Genomic DNA, 12,325 nt, shown 5'->3' with positions numbered 1-12,325 from the left:
TCGATTAACTCCCTGTGCCGATGAGATCGCGGCGATAGTCGCCCGCAGGATAACGGAACGGCACCGGGCCGTCGGCAATACCGTCGAGGAACTGACGCACTCGAGGATCGCTATTTTCCTGCAATGAAGAGGCGCTGCCGTGCGCGACAATTTTCTGGTCCGCCACGATATAAGCGTAATCCGCAATGCTCAGTACTTCCGGCACATCGTGAGAAACCACAATACAGGTGACACCCAGCGCACTGTTGAGTTCAGAAATCAGCTTCACCAGCACGCCCATGGTAATCGGGTCCTGGCCGACGAAAGGTTCGTCGAACATGATGAGATCTGGCTCCAGGGCAATAGCACGCGCCAGCGCAGCGCGGCGGGCCATACCGCCAGAGAGCTCCGATGGCATCAGCGTTGCAGCACCGCGCAGGCCAACGGCCTCCAGCTTCATCATTACCGTGCTTTTCAGCAACGGCGCCGGTAAGCGGGTATGCTCACGAATGGGATACGCCACGTTATCAAACACGTTCATGTCGGTGAACAGCGCACCGGACTGAAACAACATGCTCATACGCTTGCGTACGGTATACAGGCGAGAGCGCGACATTTTCGGCACGTTCTCACCGTCAAAGAGGATCTCTCCGCTATCCGGGGGGATCTGCCCGCCAATCAGGCGTAACAGCGTGGTCTTGCCAATCCCCGACGGCCCCATAATCGCGGTAATTTTTCCGCGCGGTACCGACAGCGAGATATTGTCAAAGATGACCCGATTGCCACGCGAAAACGTGACATCTCGCACCTCGACCAGATTCTCGATATTTTGGCTCATAGGCTTACCTTTCCAGGTCCTTAAGTAGGGCAAACTCCTGCTTGCCCCCGCATTCTTACAGAATCCTAACCGCTCTGGTTAACGAAATCTGGCATTTGTTTTACTTTTCCTGCGCATAAAGTCAAAATTAGGAATTCGTTACGTCCAGACGTGCGGACCGGCGATTATACCCGAATAAAGGACTTTTGATGCTCTTAGCCACGGCTCTGTTAATTATTGGTTTACTTCTGGTGGTCTACAGCGCCGACCGCCTCGTGTATTCCGCCTCCATTCTGTGCCGTGCTTTAGGTGTCCCCCCCCTGATTATAGGTATAACCGTTGTCAGCATCGGTACCTCACTGCCGGAAATCATCGTCTCCGCGGCCGCCTCGCTGCACGGGCAGGTCGATCTGGCCATCGGCACCGCCGTCGGCTCTAATATCGTCAACATTCTGCTCATTCTTGGGCTCACCGCCCTGTTCCACCCATTTACCGTGCATTCTGATATTCTGCGCCGCGAATTACCGCTAATGTTGGTCGTAAGCCTGGTCGCTGGGTATGTTCTGTATGATGGAGAACTGTCCTGGTTTGACGGTGTCTTTTTATTTATTCTGGCCGGATTATGGCTGTTGTTTATCATTAAAATAGCCCGTCTCGCTGAACGTCAGGGTAACGACAAATTTACCCAGGAGCAGTTATCCGAACTGCCGCGCGACGGTTCTCTGCCCGTCGCCTGTTTATGGCTTGGCGTCGCGCTGATTGTCATGCCGATGGCGACCAGAATGGTCATCGATAACGCTACCGTGCTGGCGAACTACTTCGCCATGAGCGAACTGACCATTGGACTAACGGTTATCGCGCTGGGCACCAGCCTGCCAGAGCTGGCAACCGCTATCGCAGGCGTGCGTAAAGGTGAAAACGATATTGCCGTCGGCAACATTATCGGCTCGAACTTCTTTAATATTGCTATCGTACTGGGGATCCCCGCCCTCATCGCGCCGGGAACGTTTAATCCCCTCGCGTTTACCCGTGACTATGGCGTAATGATGCTGGTCAGCGTGGTCTTCGCTCTGCTTTGCTGGCGTCGACGCCAGGTTGGCCGCGTCGCCGGTTTACTGTTAATCAGCGGGTTTGTGTTATGGCTGGCGCTGCTTTACTGGGGCACGCCGCTTTTCATCGATTGAACTGGGATAACATTATGTCGCAAATAGATTTGCCGTCAGATTTCGACTTCCAGCAGGCAGGAAGAGACGTTCTGGCGATTGAACGGGAAGGGCTGGAACAGCTTGATCAATACATTAATCAGGACTTTAGCGAAGCCTGCGAGAAGATCTTCTACTGCACCGGCAAAGTGGTCGTCATGGGAATGGGCAAATCCGGGCATATTGGCCGCAAGATGGCAGCTACCTTCGCCAGCACCGGGACTTCTGCCTTTTTTGTTCACCCTGGTGAGGCTGCACACGGCGATTTAGGCATGGTAACACCCCAGGATGTGGTGATTGCCCTATCCAACTCCGGCGAGTCCAATGAAATTCTGGCGCTGATCCCGGTATTAAAACGTCTGCGCGTACCGCTTATCTGTATGACCAGCCGACCAGACAGCAGCATGGGCCGCGCGGCGGATATTCATTTGTGCGTCAAAGTCCCGCGTGAAGCCTGCCCGTTAGGGCTCGCCCCGACGTCCAGCACCACCGCAGCGCTGGTAATGGGTGATGCGCTGGCCGTTGCGTTGCTGAAAGCGCGCGGCTTTACCGCAGAAGATTTTGCGCTTTCCCACCCCGGTGGCGCATTAGGCCGCAAGCTTCTGCTGCGCGTTAACGATATTATGCACACTGGCGATGAGATACCCCACGTCAGCGTTGATGCCTCGCTGCGCGATGCCCTGCTGGAAATTACCCGTAAAAATCTGGGTATGACGGCCATCTGCGATGACAACATGCAGATCAAAGGTATTTTCACCGACGGCGACCTGCGACGCATCTTCGATACCGGTGCCGATGTGCGCAGCCTCGGCATTGCCGATGTCATGACGCCGGGCGGCATTCGTATTCGCCCCGGCATGCTGGCGGTCGATGCGCTGAACCTGATGCAATCCCGTCATATCACCTGCGTGCTGGTTGCCGATGGCGACCATCTGCTAGGTGTGATACATATGCACGACCTACTGCGCGCAGGCGTAGTGTAATCAAGGATATAAAGAATGAGTAATGCTGTCGCATCGGTCGCCACCTGTTATGGCCCGGTGAGTCCACAATTTATGGCGAAGGCGGAGAAAATCCGTCTGCTTATCCTCGACGTCGACGGGGTGCTTTCTGACGGCCTGATTTACATGGGCAACAGCGGTGAAGAACTCAAAGCGTTTAACGTCCGCGACGGCTATGGCGTACGCTGTGCGCTCACTTCAGATATCGAAGTGGCGATAATTACCGGGCGAAAAGCTAAACTGTTAGAAGACCGCTGTGCGACGCTTGGCATCACCCATCTTTACCAGGGGCAGTCAGATAAACTGATCGCCTACCGTGAACTGCTCGCCACGCTGAACCTCCAGCCGGAAGAGGTCGCCTACGTCGGCGACGATCTGATTGACTGGCCGGTGATGGCGGAAATTGGCCTCAGCGTAGCGGTGGCGGATGCACACCCGCTGCTGCTGCCTCGCGCCGACTATGTGACGCGTATTGCAGGCGGCCGCGGTGCCGTTCGTGAAGTCTGCGACCTGCTGCTGATGGCGCAAGGGAAGCTGGAAGAAGCCAAAGGGCAATCGATATGAGTAAAACCAGACGTTGGGTTATCATTGTGCTATCGCTGGTTGCGCTTGTCCTGATCGGCCTGAACCTTGCCGATAAAGACGACAGCAGCCAGGTCGTGATTAACGCAAACGATCCAACCTATAAAAGCGAACATACCGATACCGTGGTGTACAGCCCCGAAGGCGCACTGAGCTACCGGTTAACCGCCGAGCATGTGGAGTATTTTTCCGATCAGGCAATATCGTGGTTTACCCACCCGTTCCTGACCACCTTTGACGCAAATAAAGTACCAACCTGGTCGATTAAAGCCGATAAAGCCAAGCTGACTAACGACCGCATGCTCTATCTCTATGGGCACGTTGAAATCAACGCGCTGACAGAAGACGCACAACTGCGTAAGATTACGACGGATAATGCCCAGGTGAACCTGACGACTCAGGATGTTTCCTCTGACGATCTGGTGACGTTATACGGAACAACATTTAATTCCAGCGGCCTGAAAATGCGCGGCAATTTACGCAGCAAGAACGCCGAGTTGATTGAAAAGGTTAGAACCTCTTATGAAATTCAGAACAAACAAACTCAGCCTTAAGCTGGCACTTGCCGGTTCTTTGCTGGCCGCCAGCCTGCCGGCCATGGCGCTTACTGGCGATACCAATCAGCCGATTCATATTGAATCCGATCAGCAGTCGCTGGATATGCAGGGCAACATCGTCACCTTCACCGGTAACGTCGTGGTGACCCAGGGCAGTATCAAAATCAATGCCGATAAGGTCGTCGTGACTCGTCCAGCGGACCAGAAAGGTAAAGAAGTCATCGACGGCTACGGTAACCCGGCCACCTTCTACCAGATGCAGGACAACGGCAAGCCGGTAAAAGGCCGCGCCTCGAAAATGCATTACGAGCTGGCGAACGACTTCGTCGTACTGACCGGCAATGCTTACCTTGAGCAGTTGGATAGCAACATCAAAGGCGACAAGATCACCTATCTGGTCAAAGAGCAGAAAATGCAGGCGTTTAGCGATAAAGGCAAACGCGTGACCACCGTTCTGGTTCCGTCGCAGCTGCAGGACAAATCCAAAGACCAGGCTCCGGCACAGAAGAAGAGTAACTAATTCGTTATGGCGACATTAACTGCAAAAAATCTGGCAAAGGCCTACAAAGGCCGCCGCGTCGTGGAAGATGTCAGTCTGACCGTGAATTCCGGTGAGATTGTGGGCCTGCTTGGGCCAAACGGCGCGGGCAAAACCACCACCTTCTACATGGTCGTTGGGATCGTGCCGCGCGATGCCGGCAATATCATCATCGACGATGAAGACATCAGCCTGCTGCCGCTGCACGCGCGCGCGCGTCGCGGCATCGGCTATCTGCCGCAGGAAGCCTCGATTTTCCGTCGTCTGAGCGTCTATGACAACCTGATGGCGGTGCTGCAGATCCGTGACGATCTGAGCAACGAGCAGCGCGAAGACCGCGCCAAAGAGCTGATGGAAGAGTTTCACATCGAGCATCTGCGCGATAGCCTGGGCCAGGCGCTTTCCGGCGGTGAACGTCGCCGCGTTGAAATCGCCCGTGCACTGGCGGCAAACCCTAAATTTATCCTGCTGGATGAACCGTTTGCCGGCGTTGACCCGATCTCCGTTATCGATATCAAACGCATCATCGAACACCTCCGTGACAGCGGCCTTGGCGTGCTTATCACCGACCACAACGTACGTGAAACGCTGGCCGTATGTGAACGCGCCTATATCGTCAGCCAGGGGCACCTGATTGCCCACGGCACCCCGCAGGAGATCCTACAAGACGAACATGTTAAACGCGTGTATCTTGGGGAAGACTTCAGACTCTGATAGGGTAGTGGTTTACGACGTTAGCGGGAGATATTCGTTCTGAACATGAAGCAAGGTTTGCAATTAAGGCTCAGCCAACAGCTTGCCATGACGCCACAGCTGCAGCAGGCAATCCGTCTGTTGCAACTGTCTACGCTGGAACTTCAGCAGGAACTCCAGCAAGCGCTGGAGAGCAACCCCCTGCTTGAGCAAACCGATCTTCACGAAGAAGTTGAGACCCAGGAAACCGTCGATAACGAAACGCTGGACAGCGTCGACGCGCTGGAAAAGCCCGATATGCCCGAAGAGCTGCCGCTCGACGCCAGCTGGGATGAAATCTACACCGCCGGAACCCCTTCCGGAACCGGGGCTGATTATCAGGACGATGAACTGCCGGTGTATCAGGGCGAAACCACTCAGTCACTGCAAGACTATCTGATGTGGCAGGTTGAGCTAACGCCGTTTACCGATACCGACCGGGCCATTGCGACCTCGATTGTCGACGCGGTAGACGATACCGGCTATCTCACCGTCACGGTGGAAGACATTCATGAAGGCATCGGCGATGACGAGATTGGTCTCGATGAAGTGGAAGCCGTGCTCAAACGGATCCAACGATTCGATCCGGTCGGCGTCGCCGCTAAAGATCTCCGCGATTGCCTGCTGATCCAACTCTCTCAGTTCTCTCCTACTACGCCGCGCATCGACGAAGCCCGCCTGATTATCAGCGATCATCTCGATCTGCTCGCTAATCATGACTTCCGCTCGCTGATGCGCGTCACGCGTCTGAAAGAAGACGTGTTGAAAGAGGCGATGGATCTGATCCAATCATTGGATCCGCGCCCAGGTCAATCGATCCAGACCGGCGAGCCGGAGTATGTGATCCCTGACGTGCTGGTGCGCAAGGTAAACGGCCGCTGGGCCGTTGAATTGAACGCCGACAGCATCCCGCGCCTGCAAATCAACCAGCACTACGCGGGCATGTGTAACAACGCCCGTAATGACGCCGACAGCCAGTTTATCCGCAGCAACCTGCAGGATGCGAAGTGGCTGATTAAGAGTCTTGAGAGCCGTAACGATACGCTACTGCGGGTAAGTCGCTGCATCGTCGAGCAGCAGCAGGCCTTTTTCGATCTCGGCGAAGAGTATATGAAACCGATGGTGCTGGCGGACATCGCCCAGACCGTCGAAATGCACGAGTCCACGATTTCGCGTGTTACCACGCAAAAGTATTTGCATAGCCCACGAGGCATTTTCGAGCTTAAGTATTTCTTTTCCAGTCACGTCAGCACCGAGGGCGGTGGCGAAGCTTCGTCCACGGCGATTCGTGCGCTGGTTAAGAAATTAATTGCCGCGGAGAACCCCGCAAAACCACTGAGCGACAGTAAACTGACCACCATGCTCTCTGAACAGGGTATCATGGTGGCACGGCGTACCGTTGCAAAGTACCGAGAGTCTTTATCCATTCCGCCGTCTAACCAGCGTAAACAACTGGTCTGACACAACTGATAAGGAAGACACTATGCAGCTCAACATCACTGGACACAACGTCGAAATTACCGATGCGATGCGCGAATTTGTGAATGCGAAATTCGTTAAGCTCGAACAGTATTTCGAGAGGATCAATCAGGTCTACATTGTGTTAAAGGTGGAGAAATTGACGCACATCTCGGACGCCACATTGCACGTTAACGGAGGCGAACTTCATGCCAGCGCGGAAGGGCAGGATATGTACGCCGCCATCGACGGTTTGATTGATAAACTGGCGAGACAGTTAAACAAGCATAAAGATAAACTAAAACAACATTGATTGTCCGAGCAGTCGCCCGATATGCCCGCATACCGGGCGATGCTTAGGTGAAATTATGACAAATAACGATTCGGCTCTTCAACTGAGCAATGTCCTTAACCAGGAATGTACCCGCAGTGCTGTGCACTGTCAGAGTAAAAAACGCGCGCTGGAAATCATCAGCGAACTGGCGGCAAAACAGCTGAGCCTGCCTCCGCAGGTTGTCTTTGAGGCAATTTTGACCCGCGAGAAGATGGGCAGTACCGGTATTGGTAACGGTATCGCTATTCCTCACGGCAAGCTGGAAGAAGATACGCTGCGCGCGGTTGGCGTGTTTGTGCAGCTGGAAACCCCGATCGCCTTCGACGCCATCGACAATCAGCCCGTCGATTTACTCTTTGCGCTCCTGGTGCCGGCAGACCAGACCAAAACCCACCTGCATACGCTTTCTCTGGTGGCAAAACGCCTGGCGGATAAAACCATTTGCCGTCGCCTGCGTGCTGCGCAGAGCGACGAAGAGCTGTATCAAATCATCACCGATACGGAAACCCACGATGATGCATAATGGACATCACGTCGTACTGAGGAGAAACGGTACATGGTACTGATGATCGTCAGCGGCCGCTCAGGCTCCGGAAAATCGGTCGCCCTGCGCGCGCTGGAAGATATGGGCTTTTACTGCGTCGATAACCTGCCGGTCGTGCTGCTGCCGGAACTGGCAAAAACGCTTGCCGACCGAGAGATATCCGCCGCCGTCAGCATTGACGTGCGTAACATGCCCGAATCACCGGAAATCTTTGAGCGGGCAATGGAAAACCTGCCGGATAACTTCTCCCCGCAGCTGTTGTTCCTTGATGCCGATCGCAACACCCTAATTCGCCGCTACAGCGATACCCGCCGCCTGCACCCACTCTCCAGTAAGAATCTGTCGCTGGAAAGCGCCATTGATGAAGAGAGTAACCTGCTGGAACCGCTGCGCTCTCGCGCCGACCTTATCGTCGACACCTCCGAAATGTCAGTTCATGAACTGGCCGAGATGCTGCGTACTCGCCTGCTGGGTAAACGCGAGCGTGAGCTAACGATGGTGTTCGAATCCTTTGGCTTCAAGCACGGCATTCCGATCGATGCTGACTACGTTTTCGACGTACGCTTCCTGCCAAACCCGCACTGGGATCCTAAGCTGCGTCCGATGACTGGCCTGGATAAACCGGTCGCCGCGTTCCTCGACAGGCACACGGAAGTTCACAATTTTATCTATCAAACGCGCAGCTATCTTGAGCTATGGTTACCTATGCTGGAAACCAACAACCGTAGCTATCTGACCGTTGCTATCGGTTGTACTGGCGGTAAACACCGTTCGGTCTACGTTGCCGAACAGCTGGCTGACTACTTCCGCTCGCGCGGTAAGAACGTGCAGTCTCGTCACCGGACGCTGGAAAAACGCAAATCATGACCGTAAAGCAGACCGTTGAGATAACCAACAAGCTGGGCATGCACGCTCGCCCGGCGATGAAGTTGTTTGAGCTGATGCAACATTTCGACGCAGAAGTTCTGCTGCGTAACGATGAAGGGACCGAAGCGGAGGCAAATAGCGTGATTGCGCTGCTGATGCTGGACTCAGCCAAGGGTCGCCAGATTGAAGTCGAAGCCACCGGGCCGCAGGAAGAAGAAGCACTGGCCGCGGTGATTGCGCTGTTTAACGCCGGGTTCGACGAAGACTAGTCTCGTAGGCCGGATAAGGCGTTTACGCCGCCATCCGGCGATACAGCGGCGCCTTACAATGCCTGATGGCGCTACGCTTATCAGGCCTACGAAATTCACCGCAACCTGCGGTTAATACAGCTTATTCTCCCGCATAAACCCTTCCCCGCCCAGTTGACGCATCTGACGTAATATCCACGCCTGGCGACTACGCACATACCCTGACGGCGCGCTGGCTTTAAAACGGATCGGGTTCGGCAACACGGCGGCCAGCAGTGCGGCTTCGGCCATCGTCAACCTGCTCGCGGGCTTGTGGAAATAGCGTTGAGACGCGGCTTCCACGCCAAAAATACCGTCACCGAATTCAGCAATGTTCAGGTACACGGTCAGGATGCGTTTCTTACTCCAGACTGTTTCCATGCCCAGCGTCAGACCCGCTTCCAGCCCTTTACGCACCCAGCTACGGCCATCCCACAAGAACAGGTTTTTCGCCGTTTGCTGCGAGAGCGTAGAAGCTCCGCGGATACGGTTTTCATTGCGCTCGTTGTGCGCCAGCGCTTTCTCAATCGCCGAGACGTCAAACCCCCAATGATCCGGGAATTTTTGGTCTTCAGCGGCAATCACCGCCAGCCCCATAAACGGCGAGATAGCATCCATGCTGACCCAATCAGAGTGTGCCACGTAGCCAAAGTCGCCCGTCATCCAGGCGCCAAGCTGACGCTCAATCATCACTGCGGAAAATGGAACCGGCAAAAAACTGAACGCGGCGATGCCGCCGCCCCAGAAAAGCGCCAGCAACAGCAACAGTCGCCAGAACAATTGTTTTAGCCCCGCTACTTTCCTTAAAGCCATCTTCTTCACGCTAACTCTCTGACGCCGATTAATATTTCTGATTAAGTCGTTATGCTTCACACATTTTACTGATTCACGTAACAAACATTTTAAGTTTTGCTATCTTATTGAGCGTGCAATCGTATTTCAGGTTGTGTCATCAACAAAAAACAAGCTAATCATCTGACGCAGCCACCAGTTCCCTGGTGTTGGCGCAGTATTCGCGCACCCCGGTCTAGCCGGGGTCATTTTTTATCAGCGTTCGCCACCCAGGCTTTTAATACCGCGACATCCTGCTGCCACTCGGATTTCATTTCCTCAACCCATTCACCGACGTTATCCCACCAGGCCGGAAGGTCGGGAGACTGGATCTGTTGCCCCAGCTGTTGCAGGTGACGCAAGCCGACGGAACCGGCCGCGCCTTTAATCTTATGACCTTCTTCAACAATGCCTTTCTGGTCGCGCGCGGTCAGGTTCGATTCCAGTACCGCGAGGTAGCCCGGCATCATTTTCTCGAAGACCGCCAGACCGTCGGTAATCAGCTTCGGCCCAACCAGTTCGAGGTACTGCTCCAGCATCGGAATATCCAGTAGCTGCTGCGATTTGCTGCTTTCAACAGGGGTCACGGTACTCTCCTCTTCGTCTTCAACGGTATCCCAGAACTTCTTGATCATCGCGGTCAGGGCCGGTACCGAGAGCGGTTTACTCAGCACATCGTCCATCCCGGCTTCCAGATACTCTTTCTTATCTTTCAGTACGTTAGCCGTCAGCGCAACCAGCGGAGGCAGGTCGTCGGCGTGGTATTTACGCGTCAGTTCGCGGGAGATATCCAACCCCGTCATATCCGGCAGTTGGATATCCAGCAGCACCAGGTCATATTCGCCCGGCGTAAACATCTCCAGCGCATCTTTGCCGGTCATGGCGACATCCACGCTGTTGCCCAGTTTCTCTAGCACCGAACGGGCGACAATCACGTTCAATTCAATGTCTTCGACCAGCAGCACGTGCAGCGCCGGCAGCGGCATTTCATCGTCCTCAAACGCATCTTCAACCTCTTCCGCCACCGCTGGCGCATGCACCGTCAAGGTGAAGGTCGCACCGTGTCCGGCCTGGCTTGAGACTTCAATATCGCCGCCCATGCTTTTCGCCAGACGACGAGAGACCGCAAGGCCAATGCCGGTCCCGGTGGCCGGTTTACCGCCCTGGCTGTCTTTAACCTGATAATACATGGCGAAGATTTTATCCTGCTCTTCCTGCGGGATACCGATACCAGAGTCTTCGACTTCAAAGTGAAGCATATCGCCTGCGTCATAGCGCACGCGCACCGTCACGCTGCCCTTCTGGGTAAACTTCACGGCGTTGCTGATAAGGTTCCACAGGATCTGGCGCAGTCGGGTGCCGTCGGTAATCACCTTATGCGGCAGCGGTAACGTTGGCTCCATCACGAAGCGCAGACCTTTTTGCTGCGCCTGCAGACCGGAGAGGTTTTCCAGGTCGGCCAGGAAACCCGTGAAATCGACCGGCTGGTTATCCAACTGGACTTTGCGACGTTCCATTTTGTCCATATCGATAATATCGTTGAAGATATTACCCAGCGTGACCGCCGAGACATGGATGGTTTTCAGGTATTTTTCTTGTTCAGCCGTCAGGTTGGTGTCGAGCAGAATGCGGCTTAAGCCGACGATGCCATTCAGCGGCGTACGCAGCTCATGGCTGATGGTAGAAATAAAGGTAGTCTTATCGCGGCTGGCACGCTCAAGCGCATCCTGATAGCGCTTACGCTCGGTAATATCGCGGCCAAAGCCCATCAGGCCGTGGCGTTTACCCACGCGGTCGTAATACGGCACTTTACGAATCTCGAAGCAGGCTTTGCGTCCGTCGGGATAATCGAGCCACTGTTCGTAGGTGAGCGAGACGTTGTGGCGGAAGACTTTTTCATCGGTTTCAATGACTTTCGCCGCTGCTTCAGGCGCATAAACATCTTCCGGGTGCAGGTGAATCAACTGCTTCTCGCTTTTGCCGGTCAGCAGTTCCATCGCCCGGTTACAGCCGGAGAACTCTTTATCTTCATTGCGATAGAAAACCAGATCCGGAGAAGCATCGAGGAAAGAGCGCAGGAAGGAGGATTGTTGCTCGAGGCGGATCTGCGTTTCTTCGCGTTCCTGTACCTCAATACGCAACTGCTCTAGCGTCGCAAGGCGCTCGGCCTCGGCTTTTTCGCGATCGCTAATCTCCTGATTGAGCTGCGAAATATTGTCTTTGAGCTGGACGTTCAGCTTGAGGTCGCGCTCGCGCATCTCTTCAAGCTTCTCCACCAGCCGGGAGAGACGTTGTCGTGACTCTTCAAGCTGTTCAACCACGACCGAAAGGAAGTAGACCGCCCAGGGCGTAATCAACAAACCGAAGAAGATAGAACGGATAACATCAATGCTTTCAACCTGGCCGTGCAGCACCATGGTTACCGCCATTTGTACCACAATGGCCAACACCACCAGCGCCAGCGCCAACAGCATGGAGAAACGTACCAGACCCAGCTTCATCATCAGGTCGACGTAATACTGCGCCAGCATACGGATTTGCTTCATAAGGGATTCCTTAACGACAACGTCGTTCAATAATACCCAATTCTGAGCGT

The 12,325-nt window shown here is 54.5% G+C and carries 14 protein-coding genes; 11 read left to right on the top strand and 3 right to left on the bottom strand.

Annotation, left to right across the window (positions count from 1 at the left end; all coding sequences use genetic code 11):
- Positions 1–4: 4 nt before the first annotated feature.
- On the bottom strand, positions 5–817 hold the full coding sequence (gene mlaF / locus MY052_RS02550; protein WP_035891154.1) for a phospholipid ABC transporter ATP-binding protein MlaF: 813 nt from the start codon (positions 815–817) through the stop codon (positions 5–7).
- Positions 818–1,005: 188 nt separating this feature from the next.
- Between mlaF and MY052_RS02545 the strand changes: the two genes are divergently transcribed.
- Genes MY052_RS02545 through npr form a run of 11 tightly spaced genes read left to right on the top strand, consistent with a single transcriptional unit; the run spans position 1,006 to position 8,880 of the window.
- Positions 1,006–1,980 carry a calcium/sodium antiporter gene (locus MY052_RS02545; protein WP_035891156.1) on the top strand — a complete coding sequence of 325 codons (975 nt, stop codon included), beginning with the start codon at positions 1,006–1,008 and terminating at the stop codon, positions 1,978–1,980.
- A gap of 14 nt (positions 1,981–1,994) precedes the next feature.
- Positions 1,995–2,981: an arabinose-5-phosphate isomerase KdsD gene (gene kdsD / locus MY052_RS02540; RefSeq protein ID WP_035891159.1), complete on the top strand. Its 987-nt coding sequence runs from the start codon at positions 1,995–1,997 to the stop codon at positions 2,979–2,981.
- Positions 2,982–2,996: 15 nt separating this feature from the next.
- Complete coding sequence (kdsC, locus tag MY052_RS02535; RefSeq protein ID WP_035891161.1) at positions 2,997–3,563, top strand: 3-deoxy-manno-octulosonate-8-phosphatase KdsC; 567 nt, start codon at positions 2,997–2,999, stop codon at positions 3,561–3,563.
- Positions 3,560–4,135, top strand: coding sequence for an LPS export ABC transporter periplasmic protein LptC (gene lptC / locus MY052_RS02530; RefSeq protein WP_035891163.1), 576 nt, complete (start codon positions 3,560–3,562; stop codon positions 4,133–4,135). The genes kdsC and lptC overlap by 4 nt, the downstream gene beginning before the upstream one ends.
- On the top strand, positions 4,104–4,658 hold the full coding sequence (gene lptA / locus MY052_RS02525; RefSeq protein ID WP_035891165.1) for a lipopolysaccharide ABC transporter substrate-binding protein LptA: 555 nt from the start codon (positions 4,104–4,106) through the stop codon (positions 4,656–4,658). Before lptC ends, lptA begins: the two co-directional genes overlap by 32 nt.
- A gap of 6 nt (positions 4,659–4,664) precedes the next feature.
- The gene (gene lptB, locus MY052_RS02520; RefSeq protein WP_035891167.1) at positions 4,665–5,390 is read left to right on the top strand and encodes an LPS export ABC transporter ATP-binding protein; all 726 of its coding nucleotides are present in this window, start codon (positions 4,665–4,667) and stop codon (positions 5,388–5,390) included.
- Positions 5,391–5,435: 45 nt separating this feature from the next.
- Positions 5,436–6,869 carry an RNA polymerase factor sigma-54 gene (gene rpoN / locus MY052_RS02515; RefSeq protein ID WP_248538152.1) on the top strand — a complete coding sequence of 478 codons (1,434 nt, stop codon included), beginning with the start codon at positions 5,436–5,438 and terminating at the stop codon, positions 6,867–6,869.
- A gap of 22 nt (positions 6,870–6,891) precedes the next feature.
- A complete protein-coding gene (gene hpf / locus MY052_RS02510; RefSeq protein WP_035891170.1) occupies positions 6,892–7,179 on the top strand; it encodes a ribosome hibernation promoting factor in 288 nt (95 codons plus the stop codon).
- Positions 7,180–7,234: 55 nt separating this feature from the next.
- Positions 7,235–7,723, top strand: a complete 489-nt coding sequence (ptsN, locus tag MY052_RS02505) for a PTS IIA-like nitrogen regulatory protein PtsN (protein ID WP_035891171.1) — start codon at positions 7,235–7,237, stop codon at positions 7,721–7,723.
- A gap of 33 nt (positions 7,724–7,756) precedes the next feature.
- Positions 7,757–8,611: an RNase adapter RapZ gene (gene rapZ / locus MY052_RS02500; protein ID WP_035891172.1), complete on the top strand. Its 855-nt coding sequence runs from the start codon at positions 7,757–7,759 to the stop codon at positions 8,609–8,611.
- Positions 8,608–8,880, top strand: a complete 273-nt coding sequence (gene npr / locus MY052_RS02495; protein WP_035891174.1) for a PTS phosphocarrier protein NPr — start codon at positions 8,608–8,610, stop codon at positions 8,878–8,880. Before rapZ ends, npr begins: the two co-directional genes overlap by 4 nt.
- 111 nt (positions 8,881–8,991) lie before the next feature.
- Here the strand turns inward: npr and mtgA are convergent, their stop codons facing one another.
- Positions 8,992–9,711 carry a monofunctional biosynthetic peptidoglycan transglycosylase gene (gene mtgA, locus MY052_RS02490; RefSeq protein ID WP_248538151.1) on the bottom strand — a complete coding sequence of 240 codons (720 nt, stop codon included), beginning with the start codon at positions 9,709–9,711 and terminating at the stop codon, positions 8,992–8,994.
- Between the two features lie 224 nt (positions 9,712–9,935).
- Positions 9,936–12,275 (bottom strand): aerobic respiration two-component sensor histidine kinase ArcB, encoded by a 2,340-nt coding sequence (gene arcB / locus MY052_RS02485; protein WP_248538150.1) that lies wholly within the window; start codon positions 12,273–12,275, stop codon positions 9,936–9,938.
- Between the last annotated feature and the right edge of the window lie 50 nt (positions 12,276–12,325).

Source organism: Kluyvera ascorbata, from assembly GCF_023195735.1.
GTDB lineage: Bacteria > Pseudomonadota > Gammaproteobacteria > Enterobacterales > Enterobacteriaceae > Kluyvera > Kluyvera ascorbata.
This window is presented reverse-complemented; position numbering and strand designations above follow the sequence as displayed.

Coding starts and splice junctions, on each gene's coding strand:
- mlaF (WP_035891154.1), bottom strand. CDS start 817: ATGAGCCAAAATATCGAGAATCTGGTCGAGGTGCGAGATGTCACGTTT.
- MY052_RS02545 (WP_035891156.1), top strand. CDS start 1,006: ATGCTCTTAGCCACGGCTCTGTTAATTATTGGTTTACTTCTGGTGGTC.
- kdsD (WP_035891159.1), top strand. CDS start 1,995: ATGTCGCAAATAGATTTGCCGTCAGATTTCGACTTCCAGCAGGCAGGA.
- kdsC (WP_035891161.1), top strand. CDS start 2,997: ATGAGTAATGCTGTCGCATCGGTCGCCACCTGTTATGGCCCGGTGAGT.
- lptC (WP_035891163.1), top strand. CDS start 3,560: ATGAGTAAAACCAGACGTTGGGTTATCATTGTGCTATCGCTGGTTGCG.
- lptA (WP_035891165.1), top strand. CDS start 4,104: ATGAAATTCAGAACAAACAAACTCAGCCTTAAGCTGGCACTTGCCGGT.
- lptB (WP_035891167.1), top strand. CDS start 4,665: ATGGCGACATTAACTGCAAAAAATCTGGCAAAGGCCTACAAAGGCCGC.
- rpoN (WP_248538152.1), top strand. CDS start 5,436: ATGAAGCAAGGTTTGCAATTAAGGCTCAGCCAACAGCTTGCCATGACG.
- hpf (WP_035891170.1), top strand. CDS start 6,892: ATGCAGCTCAACATCACTGGACACAACGTCGAAATTACCGATGCGATG.
- ptsN (WP_035891171.1), top strand. CDS start 7,235: ATGACAAATAACGATTCGGCTCTTCAACTGAGCAATGTCCTTAACCAG.
- rapZ (WP_035891172.1), top strand. CDS start 7,757: ATGGTACTGATGATCGTCAGCGGCCGCTCAGGCTCCGGAAAATCGGTC.
- npr (WP_035891174.1), top strand. CDS start 8,608: ATGACCGTAAAGCAGACCGTTGAGATAACCAACAAGCTGGGCATGCAC.
- mtgA (WP_248538151.1), bottom strand. CDS start 9,711: ATGGCTTTAAGGAAAGTAGCGGGGCTAAAACAATTGTTCTGGCGACTG.
- arcB (WP_248538150.1), bottom strand. CDS start 12,275: ATGAAGCAAATCCGTATGCTGGCGCAGTATTACGTCGACCTGATGATG.